Annotated in this window: 9 protein-coding genes and 2 tRNA genes; 7 read left to right on the forward strand and 4 right to left on the reverse strand. The window is 56.6% G+C overall.

Annotated features, from left to right (window positions below):
• Positions 1 to 3 precede the first annotated feature (3 nt).
• From recC to recD, 4 genes are all read left to right on the forward strand, one after another.
• Positions 4 to 3,375, forward strand: a complete 3,372-nt coding sequence (recC, locus tag FOC35_RS12650) for an exodeoxyribonuclease V subunit gamma (protein ID WP_172569068.1) — start codon at positions 4 to 6, stop codon at positions 3,373 to 3,375.
• A gap of 148 nt (positions 3,376 to 3,523) precedes the next feature.
• Positions 3,524 to 6,409 (forward strand): pitrilysin, encoded by a 2,886-nt coding sequence (gene ptrA / locus FOC35_RS12655; protein WP_172569069.1) that lies wholly within the window; start codon positions 3,524 to 3,526, stop codon positions 6,407 to 6,409.
• The gene (gene recB, locus FOC35_RS12660; protein ID WP_172569070.1) at positions 6,409 to 9,954 is read left to right on the forward strand and encodes an exodeoxyribonuclease V subunit beta; all 3,546 of its coding nucleotides are present in this window, start codon (positions 6,409 to 6,411) and stop codon (positions 9,952 to 9,954) included. The genes ptrA and recB overlap by 1 nt, the downstream gene beginning before the upstream one ends.
• Entirely contained in the window at positions 9,951 to 11,792 is a 1,842-nt protein-coding gene (recD, locus tag FOC35_RS12665) for an exodeoxyribonuclease V subunit alpha (protein ID WP_371810692.1), read from the forward strand. Before recB ends, recD begins: the two co-directional genes overlap by 4 nt.
• 34 nt (positions 11,793 to 11,826) lie before the next feature.
• Here recD and argA read toward each other — a convergent pair whose 3' ends face one another.
• On the reverse strand, positions 11,827 to 13,158 hold the full coding sequence (argA, locus tag FOC35_RS12670; RefSeq protein WP_039898759.1) for an amino-acid N-acetyltransferase: 1,332 nt from the start codon (positions 13,156 to 13,158) through the stop codon (positions 11,827 to 11,829).
• A 221-nt stretch (positions 13,159 to 13,379) separates the two neighbouring features.
• Here argA and amiC point away from each other — a divergent pair, with 221 nt between their 5' ends.
• On the forward strand, positions 13,380 to 14,630 hold the full coding sequence (amiC, locus tag FOC35_RS12675) for an N-acetylmuramoyl-L-alanine amidase AmiC (RefSeq protein WP_172569072.1): 1,251 nt from the start codon (positions 13,380 to 13,382) through the stop codon (positions 14,628 to 14,630).
• Between the two features lie 43 nt (positions 14,631 to 14,673).
• On the opposite strand, the gene FOC35_RS12680 is transcribed toward amiC, so the two are convergent.
• Positions 14,674 to 15,837, reverse strand: a complete 1,164-nt coding sequence (locus FOC35_RS12680; protein WP_172570363.1) for an MFS transporter — start codon at positions 15,835 to 15,837, stop codon at positions 14,674 to 14,676.
• Positions 15,838 to 16,012: 175 nt separating this feature from the next.
• Between FOC35_RS12680 and FOC35_RS12685 the strand changes: the two genes are divergently transcribed.
• Entirely contained in the window at positions 16,013 to 16,468 is a 456-nt protein-coding gene (locus FOC35_RS12685) for a helix-turn-helix domain-containing protein (RefSeq protein WP_172569073.1), read from the forward strand.
• Between the two features lie 75 nt (positions 16,469 to 16,543).
• On the opposite strand, the gene FOC35_RS12690 is transcribed toward FOC35_RS12685, so the two are convergent.
• Together FOC35_RS12690 and FOC35_RS12695 are read right to left on the reverse strand one after the other, a co-directional pair.
• A tRNA-Met gene (locus FOC35_RS12690) sits at positions 16,544 to 16,620 on the reverse strand.
• Positions 16,621 to 16,685: 65 nt separating this feature from the next.
• Positions 16,686 to 16,762 (reverse strand) — tRNA-Met (locus FOC35_RS12695).
• Between the two features lie 211 nt (positions 16,763 to 16,973).
• On the opposite strand from FOC35_RS12695, the gene mltA reads away from it, so the two are divergent.
• Positions 16,974 to 18,080 (forward strand): murein transglycosylase A, encoded by a 1,107-nt coding sequence (gene mltA, locus FOC35_RS12700; protein WP_016538033.1) that lies wholly within the window; start codon positions 16,974 to 16,976, stop codon positions 18,078 to 18,080.
• The last annotated feature ends 46 nt before the right edge of the window (positions 18,081 to 18,126 follow it).

Consider the following 18,126-nt stretch of genomic DNA (forward strand, 5'->3'; position numbering starts at 1 on the left):
TTCATGTTGCGTGTCTACCATTCCAACCGCCTTGATGTGCTGGAAGCTATCATGGAGTTTATTGTTGAGCGCCAGCCGCTGCCGGACCCTTTTGAGCCGGAAGTTGTGCTGGTGCAAAGCACCGGGATGGCGCAGTGGCTGCAAATGACGCTGGCGCAAAAGTTTGGCATTGCGGCAAATATTGAGTTTCCGCTCCCCGCCAGCTTCATCTGGGATATGTTTGTGCGCGTGTTGCCGGGCATCCCTGAAGAAAGTGCCTTTAACAAGCAGAGCATGAGCTGGAAGCTGATGACGCTTATCCCCGCCATGCTGGGCAAACCGGAATTTACCCTGCTTAACCATTATCTTCAGGAAGACGACAGTAGCCGTAAGCTGTTTCAGCTGTCGTCACGTATTGCCGACCTTTATGACCAGTATCTTGTTTATCGTCCTGGCTGGCTGAGCCGCTGGGAAAAGGGCGAGCTGGTTGACGGGGCCGGAGAGTCACAGCAGTGGCAGGCTCCGCTCTGGGCTGAGCTGGTGCGCTATACCGAGCAGCTTGGGCAGCCTGAGTGGCACCGAGCCAACCTTTATCAGCGCTTTATCCGCACGCTTGAAAATAGCGACGTATGCCCGCCGGGGCTGCCGCCTCGCGTATTTATCTGCGGCATCTCTGCGCTCCCGCCGGTTTATCTTCAGGCGCTGCAAGCGCTGGGCAAGCATATTGATGTGCATGTGCTGTTCACCAATCCCTGCCGTTACTACTGGGGCGACATAAAAGATCCTGCGTTCCTTGCCCGGCTGGTGAGCCGTCGGCGTAGGCTACATCAGGCCGAAGAGCAGCAGCCGCTGTTTAAAGACAACGACAGCGCCTCTTCACTGTTTAACGACCTTGGCGAGCAGGAGGTGGGTAATCCCCTGCTGGCATCCTGGGGCAAGCTGGGGCGAGATTATTCATTCCTGCTCTCCGAGCTTGAGCGCTTCGAAGAGATAGACGTCTTTGTCGATCAGCAGCCGGATAACCTGCTGCACGGCCTGCAGTATGACTTGCTGGAGCTTAAAGATTCTGCGGTGCTGGGGCTGACTGCCGAAGAATTTGAGCGCAGCGACGGTAAACGGCTGCTTGATCCGCAAGATCGCTCGCTGACGCTGCATGAGTGCCACAGCCCGCAGCGGGAAGTCGAGGTGCTGCACGACCAGCTGCTTGCGATGCTGGAGGCCGATCCTGAGCTAACGCCGCGCGATATCATCGTGATGGTGGCGGACATCGACAGCTACAGCCCGTTTATTCAGGCCGTGTTTGGCAACGCCCGGGACGAGCGCTGGCTGCCCTTTGCCATCTCTGACCGCCGCGCCCGCCAGGCTCACCCTGCCCTGCAGGCGTTTATTTTGCTGCTGGGCCTGCCGGAAAGCCGCTTTGGGGCAGAGGATGTGCTGGCGCTGCTTGAAGTCCCGGCTCTGGCCGCGCGGTTTGCCATTGATGAAGAGGGGCTGCGCTACCTGCGCAAGTGGGTAAATGAGTCCGGCGTCCGCTGGGGCATTGACGATGATAACGTCCGTGAGCTTGATCTTCCCGCTACCGGGCAACATACCTGGCGCTTCGGGCTAACGCGCATGCTGCTTGGCTATGCAATGGAAAGCCAGGCCGGCGTTTGGGATTCCGTGCTGCCTTATGATGAGTCCAGCGGGCTGATAGCCGAACTGGTAGGGCAGCTGGCGGAGTTGCTGATGCAGCTTAATCGCTGGCGGCAGCTGCTGGGTGAGGATCGCCCTCTGGAGGAATGGCTGCCGCTGTGCAGAGAGATGCTGAACAGCTTTTTCCTGCCGGATAGCGAAACCGAAGCCGCTATGGCTTTGATAGAACAGCAGTGGCAGGAGATGATTAAACATGGGACAGAGGCTGTCTATCAGCAGCCTGTGCCGCTGACCCTGCTGCGTGACGATCTGGCCCAGCGTCTTGACAGTGAACGTATCAGCCAGCGTTTCCTGGCCGGGCCGGTAAACTTCTGTACCCTGATGCCGATGCGAGCCATTCCCTTCAAGGTTGTGTGCCTGCTGGGGATGAACGATGGCGTTTATCCCCGCACGCTTGCGCCATTAGGGTTTGACCTGATGAGCCAGCACCCTGAGCGCGGCGATCGCAGCCGCCGGGATGATGACCGCTACCTGTTCCTTGAGGCGTTGATTTCGGCCCAGCAGCGGCTTTACATCAGCTACATTGGGCGCTCAATTCAGGATAACAGCAGGCGCTACCCCTCTGTGCTGGTAGAAGAACTGCTGGATTACGTGGCCGCCAGTCATTACCTGCCGGGAGATGCCGACCGCAACGCCGACGACAGTAGCGAGCGGGTGAAGCAGCACCTGATTAAGCTCCATACCCGCACGCCTTTTGATAGCGCAAACTACCTTGCCGAAGACGAGCAGCAAAGCTTTGCCGGAGAGTGGCTTCCCGCGGCCAGCGGGCATGGGGAAGCTCATACCGACTTTATTCGGCCTTTAATCCCGGAGGCCCGTGAAGAGATTACCCTTGAGCAGCTTCAGCGCTTCTGGCGTCATCCGGTACGGGCCTTCTTCCAGATGCGTCTGGCCGTCAACTTCCGCCTGGAAGAGACCGAACTGCCGGATGAGGAGCCGTTCACGCTCGATGTTCTGGACCGTTTCCAGCTTAACCAGCAGCTGCTTAATACCCTCGTCCAGCAGGAAGATCCTAAGCAATTGTTCGTGCGTTATCGTGCGGCCGGGGTTTTACCCTACGGTGCATTCGGCGAAATTCTCTGGGAGAAACAGCTGGAGGAGATGGGCTTACTGGCGCAAAAAGTGATGGATGAGCGGCAAAAAGGGGAAAGCCGTGAAGTGGATTTGCTCATCAACGGAACCAGAGTGACGGGGTGGCTGTCGGACGTGCAGGGCGATGGTTTATTACGCTGGCGCCCTTCGGTATTAAGCGTTGCCCACGGAATGCAGCTGTGGATTGAGCACCTTGTCTGGTGCGCCAGCGGCGGCGGTGGGGAAAGCCGAATGTATGGCCGTAAAGATTCAGCATGGCGCTTCCCACATCTGGAAGTGGGTGAGGCCAGTGAATATCTGGCGCAACTGATTGAGGGATATACAGAAGGCCTTAACCAGCCGCTGCTCCTGCTGCACAACAGCGGCGGTGCGTGGATAAAAGCCTGTTATGACCCGCAAAATAGTGCCATTTTATGGGATGAGGAAACGCAGCAAAAAGCGCGCAATAAACTGCTGGCTGCGTGGGAAGGGAACCATATGGTTGAGGGGGAAGGTTCTGATATCTGGCTGCAACGTTTGTACCGTACGCTGGACGCCGGGTATTACGACGCGATTGTCAGAGAAGCCGAGCGTTACCTGTTACCGCTATTTCGTTTCAACCAATCCTGAATAAGGATTGTATAAAAATTGCACAGTCCGGTGAGTTCATTTATGATGCGATTCTTGCTCAGGGCTGGCGAAATACAACAACGGCGTTCTACGGATTGCTACAAAAAGTTGTTAATGATGAGTGAGTTAGTGAAGACGAGGTTTGTTAATGCCTAAATGCAGCACCTGGTTTACCGCGCTTTTCTTGTTCGTTGCTCTTTGGGCACCCTTCAGTCAGGCAGAGAGCGGATGGCAGCCCATCCAGGACTCCATCCGTAAAAGTGAAAAAGATCCTCGTCAGTATCAGGCTATTCGTCTCGATAACGGTATGACCGTACTGCTGGTTTCTGACCCTCAGGCGGTGAAGTCGCTGTCTGCGCTGGTGGTTCCAGTAGGATCGCTGGAAGATCCGGACGCGCACCTCGGCCTCGCACATTTCCTCGAACATATGACGCTGATGGGTTCCAAAAAATACCCGGACCCGGACAGCCTGTCTGAGTTTCTTAAAAAGCACGGTGGCAGCCACAATGCCAGTACCGCCACCTACCGCACCGCCTTTTATCTTGAAGTGGAAAACGATGCCCTGAACGGGGCGGTAGACCGCCTTGCTGACGCCATTGCGGAGCCTAATCTGGCGGCACAATACGCCGAACGCGAGCGTAATGCGGTAAATGCAGAATTGACGATGGCGCGTGCGCGCGACGGTATGCGTATGGCCCAGGTCAGCGCGGAAACAATCAATCCGGCGCACCCCGGCTCGCGTTTTTCCGGCGGCAACCTTGAAACTCTGCGCGACAAGCCCGGCAGTAAACTGCTGGATTCGCTGGTGGCGTTCAGAAATAAATACTATTCGGCCAACCTGATGAAGGCGGTTATTTACAGCAACAAGCCTTTGCCGGAACTGGCAAAAATTGCCGCAGAAACCTATGGCCGCGTCCCCAATAAAAATATCGAAAAGCCGGTGATTGACGTGCCCGTAGTGACCGACGCGCAAAAGGGCATTTTTATTCACTATGTCCCGGCGATGCCGCGCAAGGTGGTACGCGTTGAGTTCCGCATCGACAATAATAGCGACAAATTCCGCAGCAAAACCGACGAGCTGATAGGCTACCTTATTGGCAACCGTAGCCATGACACGCTTTCTGACTGGCTGCAAAAACAAGGGCTTGCGGAGAGCGTGCGCGCCGACTCTGACCCAATGGTTACCGGCAACAGCGGCGTATTTGCCATCTCCGTTTCCCTGACGGATAAAGGCCTTGCCAACCGTGACCAGGTGGTGGCAGCCATCTTCAGCTACCTCAAGCAAATGCGTACTCAAGGCGTCGACAAGCGTTATTTCGACGAACTGGCCCATGTTCTGGATCTCGATTTCCGCTACCCGTCGATAACCCGTGATATGGACTATATCGAGTGGCTGGCGGACACCATGTTGCGCGTGCCGGTTTCCCATACCCTGGACGCCGCGAATATCGCCGATCAATACGATCCCGAAGCGATTAAAGCGCGTCTGGATATGATGACGCCGCAAAACGCGCGCATTTGGTACATCAGCCCGCAGGAGCCGCATAACAAAACGGCCTACTTTGTTGATGCGCCTTATGAAGTAGATAAAATTCCTCAGGAAACCTTTACCGACTGGCAGCAAAAAGCAGGCGCTATCAAGCTCGCGCTGCCTCAGTTGAACCCCTATATCCCGGATGATTTCACGCTCTATAAGCCAGAGAAGGAATATTCGCACCCTGAGCTGCTGGTTCATGAGCCTGACCTGCGCGTGATGTATATGCCAAGCCGCTATTTTGGCAATGAGCCAAAAGCGGATGTCACCCTGGTGCTGCGTAATCCGCAGGTGATGAACAGCGCCAAAAACCAGGTGCTGTTCGCCATCAATGATTATCTGGCGGGTATTGCGCTGGACGAACTGAGCAATCAGGCCTCCGTCGGCGGCATTGGCTTTTCATCCAATGCCAACAGCGGGTTAATGATCAACGCCAACGGTTACACCCAGCGTTTACCGCAGCTGTTTGAAGCGCTGCTCAAAGGATATTTCAGCTACACGCCGACTCAGGAACAGCTGGATCAGGCCAAGTCCTGGTATGCTCAGATGATGGATTCGGCAGAAAAGGGTAAAGCCTTCGAGCAGGCGATTTCGCCGGTGCAGATGGTCTCCCAGGTGCCGTACTTTGAGCGCAGCACTCGCCGGGCGCTGCTGCCGGACCTGAGCTTAAAAGACGTGCTCGACTACCGTGAACAGCTGAAAACCAACGCCCGGCCAGAATTTATGGTCATCGGCAATATGTCGCCGGAGCAGGCTAAGGCGCTTGCGGAAAACGTCAAAACGCAACTGGATACCAAAGGCAATGAATGGTGCCGTAACGACGATGTGCTGGTCGATAAACAGAATTTGGCTATGTTTGAAAAAGCCGGAAGCAGCACGGATTCGGCGCTGGCGGCGGTATATGTCCCTAAAGGCTATGACGAAGCAACCAGCACCGCCTACGGCTCTATGCTGGGGCAAATTATTCAGCCGTGGTTCTACAACCAGCTGAGAACCCAGGAGCAGCTCGGCTATGCGGTATTTGCCTTCCCGATGTCGATTGGCCGTCAGTGGGGCGTAGGCTTCTTGCTGCAAAGCAGCGATAAACAGCCCGCTTATCTCTATGAGCGTTTTAAAGCGTTTTACCCGACCATCGAGAAGAAGCTGCGCGGCATGAGCGCCGAAGAATTCGCCCAGATCCAGCAGGGGATGATTGCCCAAATGCAGCAGGCACCGCAAACACTTGCGGAAGAGGCTTCGCAACTGAGCAAAGATTTCGATCGCCGAAACATAGCTTTTGATTCCCGTGATAAAGTGGTGGCCGAAATTAAGAAACTGACGCCGCAAAAGCTGGCGGATTTCTTCCACCAGGCGGTGATAGCTCCCCAGGGGATGGCGGTGCTGTCACAGATTTCCGGTAGCCATAACGGCAAAGCAGAGTACGCAGCACCTGACGGGTGGAAGACCTGGGAGGGCGCGAGCAGTCTGCAACAGACGTTACCACTAGTAAGCGAGAAATAATGACCGATGTAACCGCGCAGCCCCTTGATCCTTTAAGTTTGCCGCTGTGCGGCGAACGGTTGATAGAAGCCTCCGCGGGGACAGGTAAGACATTTACCATCGCCGCTCTTTACCTGCGGCTGCTGCTGGGCCTGGGCGGAGAGAATGCTTTTCCCCGCCAGCTGGGCGTAGAAGAGCTACTGGTTGTGACCTTTACCGAAGCGGCCACGGAAGAGTTACGTGGCCGTATTCGGGCAAATATTCACGAATTGCGCATCGCGTGTATTCGTAACCTCAGCAAAAATCCTCTGCTACAAAGCCTGCTTTCTGAAATAGAAGATAAACAGCTGGCTGCCCGTACTTTGCTGCTTGCCGAGCAGCAAATGGACGAGGCGGCTATTTTCACCATTCACGGTTTCTGCCAGCGTATGCTGAGCCTTAACGCCTTTGAGTCCGGCATGCTGTTTGAACAACAGCTGCTGGAGGATGAGTCCTTGCTGCGCCGCCACGCCTGCGCGGACTTCTGGCGTCGCCACTGTTATCCGCTTCCGAAGCCGGTCGCCCAGGCGATGAGCGAAGAATGGTCGGGGCCGGAAGCCCTGCTGCGGGATATTAATAGCTGGCTGCAGGGCGAGCAGCCGCAGCTGAAGCAGCCTCCGGCAGATAACGAGACGTTGCTGGCGCGGCATGAAAAAATTATTGCCGCTATCGATAGGGTAAAAACGCAATGGCGGGCCGCCGCAGGGGAGCTGGCAAGCCTTATCGGCGATTCCGGCGTGGATAAACGCAGCTACAGCAGCAAACATCTGCCGAACTGGCTGGAGATTGTGGACCAGTGGGCGCAGCTCGAAACTACCAGCTACCAGCTGCCGGATGCGCTGGCTAAGTTCGCCCAGAGCACGCTGGAAGAGAAAACCAAAAAGGGTGAGGTTCCTCGCCATAGCCTGTTCAGCACCATTGATGCTCTGCTGGCCGAACCGCTGACGCTGCGTGACCTGGTGATAGCGAGAGCGATGGCGGAAATCCGCTATATCGTACAGCAGGAGAAAAAGCGCCGCGGCGAGCTGGGCTTTGACGATATGCTAAGCCGCCTTGATGAAGCGCTGCATCAGCCGGGCGGCGACGCTCTGGCGGAGGCTATTCGCGGGCGCTTCCCGGTCGCGATGATAGATGAGTTTCAGGATACCGACCCCCAGCAATACCGTATTTTCCGTCGCCTTTATATTGAGCAGCCGCAGACCGCGCTGCTGCTTATCGGTGACCCGAAGCAGGCCATTTATGCCTTCCGCGGTGCGGATATTTTTACCTATATGAAAGCGCGTCACGAGGTGAGCGCCCACTATACGCTGGACACTAACTGGCGCTCGGCTCCGGCGATGATTGACGGTGTTAATACGCTTTTTCAGCAGGTGGATAACCCTTTCCTGTTCCGTCAAATTCCCTTCCTGCCGGTTAAATCGGCCCCGCGTAATAGCGGCCTGCGCTTTACCGTTCGCGGCGAGAGCCAGGCGGCAATGAAGCTCTGGCTTCAGCCCGGGGAGGGAACGGGAGTAAGTGATTACCAACAGGCAATGGCAACCCAGTGTGCGCGTCAAATTCGCGATTGGCTGACTGCCGGGCAGCGAGGTGAAGCATTGCTCTGGACGGGGGAAAAGTCGCGCAATCTCCAGGCGTCGGACATGACCATTCTGGTTCGCAGCCGGGGCGAAGCGGCCATCGTACGTGACGCCCTCGGCCTCCTTAATATCCCTTCGGTTTACCTTTCTAACCGTGATTCCGTGTTTGCTACCCCGGAGGCGCGAGAACTGCTGTGGATCTTGCAGGCGGTATTAGCCCCGGAAATAGAAACGTCGATGCGCAGCGCCATTGCTACCAGCATGCTGGGGCTGGATGCGCTGGACATAGAATCGCTGAACAAAGATGAATTAGCCTGGGACAGACTGGTTGAAGAGTTTTTCAACTATCGCGAACTGTGGCTTAAACGCGGCGTAATGCCGATGCTAAGAGCGCTGATTACGGCAAGGCATATTGCCGAGAACCTGCTGGCAACGCCGGGCGGGGAGCGCAGGCTGACGGATATTTTACATATCAGCGAGCTGCTGCAGGAAGCCGCGGGTGAGATGGAAAGCGAGCATGCTCTGGTGCGTTGGCTGGCACAGCGGATTGCCGAGCCGGACAGCAATAGCTCCAGCCAGCAGCTGCGGCTGGAAAGCGATAAGCACCTGGTGAAAGTCGTCACCATCCATAAATCCAAAGGGCTTGAATATCCCCTGGTCTGGCTGCCGTTTGTGGCCAACTACCGCCCGCAGAGCAGCGGCCTGTACCACGACCGAACCACGTTCACCTCGCTGCTGGACTTAAGTAACGATGCGGAAAGTCTAGGGCTGGCGGAAGAAGAGCGGCTGGCGGAAGACCTGCGCCTGCTTTATGTTGCGCTGACCCGTTCGGTCTGGCATTGCAGCCTGGGCGTTGCGCCCCTTTTTCGCGGTACGCGAGCTAAAAAAGGCGCAAGCGATCTGCATCTCAGCGCGCTGGGCTACCTGCTGCAAAAAGGTGAAGCGCTTGATGCCGAAGGGCTGAAACAGGCTCTTGATGCGCTTAACAGCGAAGCTATTGAGGTTGAAACTTTGCCGCCGGGCGAGGATACGCCGTGGCAGCCGGCAGCGAGCGTCCTGCCTGAGCTTACTGCTCGTCGGCTTCACCGGAGAATCGCCGATAACTGGCGCGTGACCAGCTATTCTGGCCTGCAACAGCACGGCAGTAGCAGGGTCTTGGATCTTGTGCCGCGCCTCGATGTCGATGCCGTTGGCGAAGTGCCTGAGCAAAGTGAGCCGTTACTTACGCCGCATACCTTCCCGCGTGGGGCTGCTCCGGGTACTTTCCTGCATAGCCTGTTTGAAGGCATCGACTTTACCCAGCCGGTGAATGACGAATGGGTGGCGGAGCAGTTAACCGCCCAAGGGTTTGGCGAAGAGTGGCGGCCAATTGTGAGCGGCTGGCTCGAACAAGTTCTTGCCGCGCCGCTGAATGAAACCGGCGTGGCCCTGAATCTGCTTTCGCCGAAAGAGAAGCAGGTCGAGCTGGAGTTCTATTTACCCATCGAGCATGAATTGCAGGCGGAGCGCCTGGACGCACTGATCCGGCATTACGACCCGCTTTCGGCCGGCTGCCCGCCGCTGGACTTCCGGCAGGTAAAGGGCATGTTGAAAGGTTTTATCGACCTGGTGTTCCGCTGGCAGGGGCGCTACTACCTGCTGGACTACAAATCCAACTGGCTGGGCGAAGACAGCAGCGCTTATACGCGCGAGGCAATGGCCGGAGCGATGCAGTCTCATCGCTATGACCTGCAATATCAGCTTTATACCCTGGCGCTACACCGCTACCTGCGCCACCGCATGGCTGGTTATGACTACCAGCAGCATTTTGGCGGGGTGATTTACCTGTTCCTGCGTGGGGTGGAGCAGGGGAAACCGGAGCAGGGCATTTTTGCTACCAGGCCGGGCGTCGAGCTAATTGAGGCGATGGACGCGTTATTTGCCGGGAAGACTGAGGAGGTGAGCCTGTGAGCATGTCGGAATTACTAAACCGGGCGGTGGCTTTAAAAGCCCTCAGGCCGCTGGACTCACAATTCGCCATGATGCTCGCGAGCGATGAGCAACCGGTCGTGATGCTGGCAGCCGCGCTGCTTAGCCACGATGCGGGCGAAGGGCATGTGTGCCTCCCGCTGGAGCGCCTGAAGCCCGAATTCGTGTTTTCCGGGCGGCATCCGGAACTTGTGGCGCAGATTTTTGCCGGGCTGGGTTCTTCAACTGGCTGGAAGGAGGCGCTGCTGGCCTCTAAGGCGGTAAGCGCGGGCGATGAGGCTACGCCGCTGAAGCTTATCGGCAACCGCCTGTATCTCAACCGCATGTGGAGCAATGAGCGGCGGGTGGCAGCGTTCTTTGGCGAGCATAACAAGCCGATTGAACTGGACGAAGCAAAGCTGCGGCAGAGCCTCGATGAGCTGTTCGGGGTGAGCGAGCAGACGGACTGGCAAAAGGTTGCCGCGGCGGTAGCGCTGACGCGCCGTATTTCTGTTATCTCCGGCGGGCCTGGCACCGGTAAAACGACGACCGTAGCAAAGCTGCTGGCCGCGCTGGTTCAGCTTTCGGATGGCGAGGCGCTGCGCATTCAGCTTGCAGCCCCCACCGGGAAGGCTGCCGCGCGCTTAACTGAATCTTTAGGCAGCGCATTACGCCAGCTGCCGCTGAGCGACGAGCAGAAAAAATTACTGCCTGAAGAAGCCTCAACCCTGCATCGCCTGCTTGGCGCTCAGCCAAACAGCCAGCGCCTGCGTCACCACGCGGGCAATCCGCTGCACCTCGACGTGCTGGTGGTGGATGAAGCCTCGATGGTGGATTTGCCGATGATGTCGCGGCTAATTGATGCCCTACCGGAGCGGGCGCGGGTTATTTTCCTCGGTGACCGCGACCAGTTGGCCTCGGTTGAAGCGGGGGCCGTTCTCGGCGACATCTGCCACTACGTCAACGATGGCTATTCCTCAGCACGAGCGGAGCAATTACGGCGGCTAACCGGCTGTGAAGTTCCCGTGGGGCAAAATACTCAGGCCAGCTCGCTGCGCGACGGGCTATGCCTGCTGCGCAAGAGTTACCGTTTTGACAGCCAGTCCGGCATTGGCCAACTGGCATTTGCGGTTAATGCCAGCGACAGTAAGCAGGTAAGAGCGGCGTTCGGGCAGGGCTTTGGCGATATTTCCCAGCGGCCACTTCTTGAGCCGGAAGATTACTCGGCGATGATCGCTGACGTTGTCGCGGGCTATGGCGACTATTTACAACTGATAAGGCAGCGTGCGGAACCGGCGGCTATCCTCAGTGCTTTTGGCCGCTATCAGCTGTTGTGTGCCCTGCGCGAAGGGCCGTTCGGCGTAAGCGGTCTGAACGAACGTATTGAGCAGGCGCTAGTTCAGGCCCGGCTGATCCAACGCCCGTCTCAGGCGCAATCGCGCTGGTATGAGGGGCGGCCGGTGATGATTGCCCGCAACGACAGCTCGCTGGAGCTGTTTAACGGCGATATCGGTATTGCTCTGCATCGCGAAGAAGGGCTGCGGGTCTGGTTCCCGATGCCTGATGGCACGCTTAAGTCGGTGCAGCCGAGCCGCCTTCCGGCGCATGACACGGCTTTTGCTATGACGGTGCATAAATCTCAGGGGTCTGAGTTCGACCACGCGGCGCTGGTCTTGCCGAACCAGTTTGTTCCGGTGGTCACGCGCGAGCTGGTTTATACCGCGATAACGCGAGCGCGTAAGCGGCTATCTCTGTATGCCGACGAACGCGTATTGGGCAAGGCCGTCGCGACCCGTACCGAGCGGCGCAGCGGCCTGATGGAGATATTTTCCGGGGAATGAACGAAAGAGGAAGGCCAGAAGCCTTCCTCTTTTTTCAGGTCAGATCCGCCATCAGCACTTTTGATTTACGCTGATAGTTGTACATCTCTTTCTTACTGGCCGGCAGCAGCTCTACGTCCACAGGCAGGAACCCGCGTTCCTGGAACCAGTGAATGCTGCGGGTGGTTAACACAAACAGTTTACTCAGCCCCATCTGCCGCGCCTGGTTGGCTACGCGGTTGAGCAACTCTTCGCCCCGAGACGAGCTGCGGTAGTCCGGGTGAACCGCCACGCAGGCCATTTCACCGATGCTCTCTTCCGGGAACGGATAGAGGGCGGCGCAGGCAATAGTCAGATTGTCGCGCTGGATAATCGTAAATTTATCAATTTCCATTTCGAGCTGCTCGCGTGAGCGGCGAACCAGGATGCCCTGCTGCTCCAGCGGGCGAATCAGCTCCAGAATGCCGCCGATATCGTTGATGGTGGCGCGGCGAATCTGCTCGGCGCTCTCCATGACAATCTGCGTGCCGATGCCGTCCCGGGAGAACAGTTCCTGCAGCAAAGCTCCGTCTTCCTGATAGCTGAGCAGGTGGCTGCGACGCACGCCGCTGCGGCAGGCTTTTACCGCGCCGCGCAGGAAACGCACGGTGCCGGAATGATAGTCGCCCGCGCTTTCAAGTGCTTCAATACGCTGCTGCGCCTCGTTGGGGAACAGTTCGGAAATAACGTTGCCGAGATCGTCGGTTACGCCCTGAGAAGAGCAGAACCCGATCATTTTTTCTGCCTTCAGTTTCACCGCCAGTTGGGTTGCGACTTCTTCGGACGTGAGGTTAAAGCTTTCACCGGTAACCGATACCGCTACCGGTCCCATCAGCACGATTGCGCCGTTATCCAGCTGGCGGTGAATCGCCTCTTCGTCGATGCGGCGAACGCGGCCGCTGTGGCAGTAGTCCACGCCGTCGTCTACGCCAAGCGGCTGGGCAATAATAAAGTTGCCGCTGACCACGTTGATGTGCGCGCCCTGTAGCGGCGTATTGCCGAGGCTCATGGAAAGCCGGGCGGTAATATCCAACTGCAACAGTCCGGCCGCCTGCTTAACCAGTTCAAGCGTTTTTGCATCGGTGACCCGGGTGTGTTTGTGGTAGACCGGCTCGTGGTGATGTTCAGCCAGGTTTTCATCAATCTGCGGGCGAGCGCCATACACCACCACAAGGCGAATGCCAAGGCTGTGCAGCAGGCCAATATCATTGATAATGCTGGAGAAGTTTTCATGCTCGATGGCCTCGCCGCCGAGCATAATGACAAACGTTTTTCCCCGGTGGGCATTTATATAGGGAACAGAATGGCGGAATCCCTGCACCAGTTCGGTTCTACGTTCCTTCACCACGGCACACCCTCATTGAATTTTTATTCGTAATTTCTGTATTTTTATTCTTTTATGGCTTCGGGTGCAAGCGCCAATTTTCATCCAGGATAAAATTTTTCAGCGGCGGTTTGAGTGGGCCTTTTCTGAACGTTTACCCTTTTATAGATGACAGTAACCGCGTGTTTCGCTAAAGTTTTCGGCTCAAAAAAAATTTATGCCAAAAACTATCGCTCAGGGGAGCCATGCCAGATTCCAGTTCGTTAATGAGTCGCCGCCGTTTACTTCAGGGTGCAGGAGCTATGTGGCTGTTGAGCGTCAGCAAGGTTGGTTTTGCTGCCTCAAGCCAGGTGATAGCCGTGCGCGTCTGGCCGGCCTCGTCTTATACCCGCGTAACGCTGGAGTCGAACCATCAGCTTAAATACCGCCAGTTTGCGCTTAGCAACCCGGAACGCATAGTGGTGGACATTGAAGGCGCGCATTTAAATTCGGTGTTAAAAGGCATAGGCAGCCAGGTTCGCGGCGACGATCCTTTTATTAAGTCGGCGCGCGTAGGGCAGTTCGACCCAAAGACCGTGCGTATGGTTTTTGAATTGAAACAAAACGTTACCCCACATCTGTTTGCGCTGGCACCGGTGGCCGAATTTAAAGAACGCCTGGTAATGGATCTTTACCCGGCCAATATGAATAGCGAGCAGGATCCGCTGCTGGCGCTGCTGGAAGATTACAACAACGGCCAGCTGGATAAGAAAATGCCGGCTGATAAAGGGCCGCAGCCGGGTAAAGCGGGGCGTGACCGCCCGATTGTCATCATGCTCGATCCCGGGCACGGCGGGGAAGATCCCGGCGCTATTGGCCCGAATAAGACCCGTGAAAAGGATATTGTGCTGAGCATTGCCCGCAGGCTGAAGGCGCTGCTGGACAAAGAAGGCAACATGAAGGCCTATATGACGCGAAACGAGGATGTTTTCATCCCGCTGAAAGTGCGCGTGGCTAAAGCCCAGAAGCAGCGGGCCGATCTCTTTGTTTCTATTCATGCGGATGCTTTCACTACCGCAGCCGCTCGCGGTTCATCGGTGTTTGCGCTGTCGACCAAAGGTGCCACCAGCACCGCGGCTAAATATCTTGCTCAAACCCAGAACGCCGCGGACTTAATCGGCGGGGTAGGCAAGAGCGGGGACCGTTATCTCGACCACACGATGTTCGATATGGTGCAGTCGCTGACCATTAACGACAGCCTGAAGTTTGGCAAAGAGGTACTGAACCGTCTCGGACGGGTAAATAAGCTGCATAAAAACAGCGTCGATCAGGCCGGGTTTGCGGTACTTAAAGCGCCGGATATTCCGTCGATTCTGGTGGAAACTGCGTTCCTCAGTAACCCGGAAGAAGAGCGTAAGCTGCGCACGGCGAAGTTCCAGCAGGAGGTGGCCGAGTCCATCCTGGCGGGGATTAAAGCCTACTTCTCGGACAGCTCGCGCCTGGCGCGAAGAGGGTAGAAGTAAAAGGCGCGCCTTTAATATAGCTGGCGCTTACCCTCTGTTATTCGCCCGTGACTTTCCTGGTGAACCACCAGAACAGCAGCGCCAGGAAACTAATTCCCGAACCCAGCAGGCACACGCCTTGCCAGCCCGCGTGAGCATAAACCAGCGTTGTACTCATCGCGCCTGCGCCACTTCCGGCGGCATAAAAAAGCATATACAGCCCCACCAGGCGGCTATGAGCCTCCGGGCGGGTGCGGAAAATCATGCTCTGGTTGGTGACGTGCAGCGCCTGGCCGCCTGAATCAAGCAAAATAATTCCTGCCACCAGCGCCCCTAAGGACCAGCTCATCAGCGAGAGCGGCCACCAGGCCAGCAGCACCAAGAGAAGTGCGGCGAGGCTGGTATGCTGTGCAAGCCCCCGATCCGCCCATTTTCCGGCACGCGTTGCGGCCAGTGCTCCCACCGCGCCGACCAGGCCAAAAGCCCCAATCAGCGTATGAGAGAAGCCGTAAGGGGCGGCGCTTAGCGGCAGCACCAGCGCGCTCCAGAAAACGTTAAAGGCGGCGAACATCAGCAGCGCCAGCACTCCGCGCACCTGCAACACTTTCTCCTGGCGGAGCAGGGTAAACATCGAGCCGATAAGCTGCGGATAGCTACGGGCGGCTGACGATAGCGCGAGTTCCGGTAGTTTGCGCCACAGCGGCAAAGCAATCGCCAGCATTAATACGGCGGAGCAGCAATAGACCGCTCGCCAGCCCGCAATGTCGCTTATTCCTCCGGCAAAGACTCGCGCTAACAGCAGCCCAATGAACACGCCGCTTTGTGCGGAACCGACAACATGTCCGCGTTGATCGGGCGCGGCCGCGCTGGCCGCATAAGCAATTAACCCCTGCGTCATTGCCGTGCCAAGAAGCCCCACGGCCAGCAGGCTTACCAGCAGCACCGGCGTGGAGTGGGCGACTGCCACAGAAATAATTGCGATGACCAGGCCCGCAATCTGGGCTGCCATCAGTTTACGGCGGTTCAGCAGGTCACCCAGGGGGACTAAAAAAAGCAAGGCCAGCGCGCAGCCTGCCTGGGTTGCGGTTATAAGCCCGCCGATGGCGGCGTGGCTAATGCCAAAGTCCTGCGCCAGCTTATCCAGCAGAGGCTGGGCATAGTAAACGTTCGCCACGCTCAGCCCGCTGGCAATGGAAAAAAGGGCGACCAGGCTCGCGGGCATACCGGCGGCTTCTGGTAAAGGCCGATGCCGTTCGGAGCAGGCTGTAACATCAACAAGCAGCGTTTTTCTCATCTTCTTTTCTCCCAGCCAATCTAGTTGCAAAACAAAACTGATTGAAGGGTAGAGAGTCTGGTTTTAAAATGCAACTTGTTTGCCTGGCGATAAGGGGAGAAAAATGCCGCAGGGAAATAATGCCAACCAGTTTTGCCCGGTCGCTCGCTGCATTGAGGCGATAGGAGACCGCTGGTCGTTGCTTATTGTGCGCGATGCGTTTGACGGCGTACGTCGCTTTGGGGATTTCCAGCGGAGTCTGGGCGTAGCCAGAAATATTCTTTCTGACAGATTGCGCAAGCTTGTTGATGCCGGAGTGCTGGAATTGCAGGCCGCGTCCGACGGGACGGCTTATCAGGAGTATGTGTTAACGCAGATGGGGGTAAGCCTGTTCCCGGTTGTGGTGGCGCTGCGCCAGTGGGGAGAGCGTTATTTATTCGCGGAGAATGAGCCGCACTCTGAGCTTATCGATAAGCGCAGCGGCCAGCCTGTTGCTTTCATGATGCCGGTTTTACAGGACGGTAGTGCTTTACAGCCTGAAGATGCAATTGTGCGTAAGGTTTTGATTGCAGGAGAGTAATTCGCCAGAAGGGGCCGGGAGGAAATTTCCCGGATTGCAGATACAAAAAAACACCCGTAAGGGTGTTCTCAATGTTGGTTGCGGGGGCCGGATTTGAACCGACGACCTTCGGGTTATGAGCCCGACGAGCTACCAGGCTGCTCCACCCCGCGTCCGTCATACTGCTATTTTTTTAATGATTATTCATCATTGCGCTGTTAAAACAGCGACTTTTAATTGGTTGCGGGGGCCGGATTTGAACCGACGACCTTCGGGTTATGAGCCCGACGAGCTACCAGGCTGCTCCACCCCGCGTCCGTGGATGCGCACTATACTCTGCTCGCTTTTTGTTGCAACCCTTTTTTGGAAGAAATTCCTGAATTTCCCATTGGTTGTTGAATTTACCCGCATAATGCCCATAAAACAGGCGTTTTTACTATGTCACCCCCTCAACTCGTTTAATTCTCGCGGCGCGTTTGCTATCTTCGGCGAGGCATATAGAGGCAACCAGCAGGGCTAGAGAGTAATGAAAGGACGTTGGATTAAGTACATAGTTGCGGGGGCGATGGTAGCAATGCTGGCCGCCTGCTCATCAAAACCGACCGATCGCGGTCAACAATATAAAGACGGGAAGTTCTCCCAGCCTTTCTCACTGGTGAATCAGCCTGATGCGGTAGGGGCGCCAATCAACGGCGGTGACTATGCCGAGCAGGTTAATCAGATCCGCTCCGCTTCTCCTCGCCTCTATAATAATGGCAGCGACATTTATAACGCGGTGCAGCAGTGGCTGCGCGCCGGGGGCGATACTCGCCAGCTGAAGCAGTTTGGTCTGGATGCGTGGCAGATGGAAGGCGCGGATAACTACGGTAACGTCCAGTTCACCGGCTATTACACCCCGGTTATTCAGGCTCGCCATACCCGTCAGGGCGAATTCCAGTACCCCATCTACCGTATGCCGCCAAAACGTGGCCGCCTGCCTTCCCGTGCGGAAATCTACAGCGGCGCGTTGAGCGAGAGCTATGTGCTGGCCTACAGCAATTCTTTGATGGATAACTTCATCATGGATGTGCAGGGCAGCGGCTATATTGATTTTGGCGACGGCCAGCCTCTGACTTTCTTTGGCTATGCCGGGAAAAACGGCCACGCCTATCGCAGTATCGGTAAAGTGTTAATCGACCGTGGCGAAGTAAAGAAAGAAGATATGTCGATGCAGGCCATCCGCCACTGGGGCGAAACCCACAGCGAGGCTGAAGTCCGCGAGCTGCTGGAGCAGAACCCTTCCTTTGTGTTCTTCAAGCCCGCAAGCTATGCGCCGGTGAAAGGTGCCAGCGCCGTGCCGCTGATTGGCCGCGCATCCGTTGCGTCTGACCGCTCTATTATTCCTGCGGGCACAACGCTGCTTACCGAAGTGCCGCTGCTGGATAATAACGGCAAGTTTACCGGCCAGTACGAGCTGCGTGTGATGGTGGCGCTGGATGTGGGTGGCGCAATCAAAGGCCAGCACTTCGATATCTACCAGGGAATCGGCCCGGATGCCGGACACCGCGCGGGATGGTATAACCATTATGGTCGCGTTTGGGTGCTGAAACCGGCACCTGGAGCGGGCAACGGCGGGAATGTTTTTAGCGGTTGATGCTGCAAAGTTCCCACCTTCTATAGACGGGCTGTATAATCAGCCC

It is taken from the genome of Cedecea sp. FDAARGOS_727 (assembly GCF_012273235.1).
Classification (GTDB): domain Bacteria; phylum Pseudomonadota; class Gammaproteobacteria; order Enterobacterales; family Enterobacteriaceae; genus Cedecea; species Cedecea davisae.

Bases quoted from the DNA above. Each gene is read 5' to 3' on its own strand.
- recC (WP_172569068.1), top strand. From the start codon at position 4: ATGTTGCGTGTCTACCATTCCAACCGCCTTGATGTGCTGGAAGCTATC.
- ptrA (WP_172569069.1), top strand. From the start codon at position 3,524: ATGCCTAAATGCAGCACCTGGTTTACCGCGCTTTTCTTGTTCGTTGCT.
- recB (WP_172569070.1), top strand. From the start codon at position 6,409: ATGACCGATGTAACCGCGCAGCCCCTTGATCCTTTAAGTTTGCCGCTG.
- amiC (WP_172569072.1), top strand. From the start codon at position 13,380: ATGCCAGATTCCAGTTCGTTAATGAGTCGCCGCCGTTTACTTCAGGGT.
- FOC35_RS12680 (WP_172570363.1), bottom strand. From the start codon at position 15,837: ATGCCCGCGAGCCTGGTCGCCCTTTTTTCCATTGCCAGCGGGCTGAGC.
- FOC35_RS12685 (WP_172569073.1), top strand. From the start codon at position 16,013: ATGCCGCAGGGAAATAATGCCAACCAGTTTTGCCCGGTCGCTCGCTGC.
- mltA (WP_016538033.1), top strand. From the start codon at position 16,974: ATGAAAGGACGTTGGATTAAGTACATAGTTGCGGGGGCGATGGTAGCA.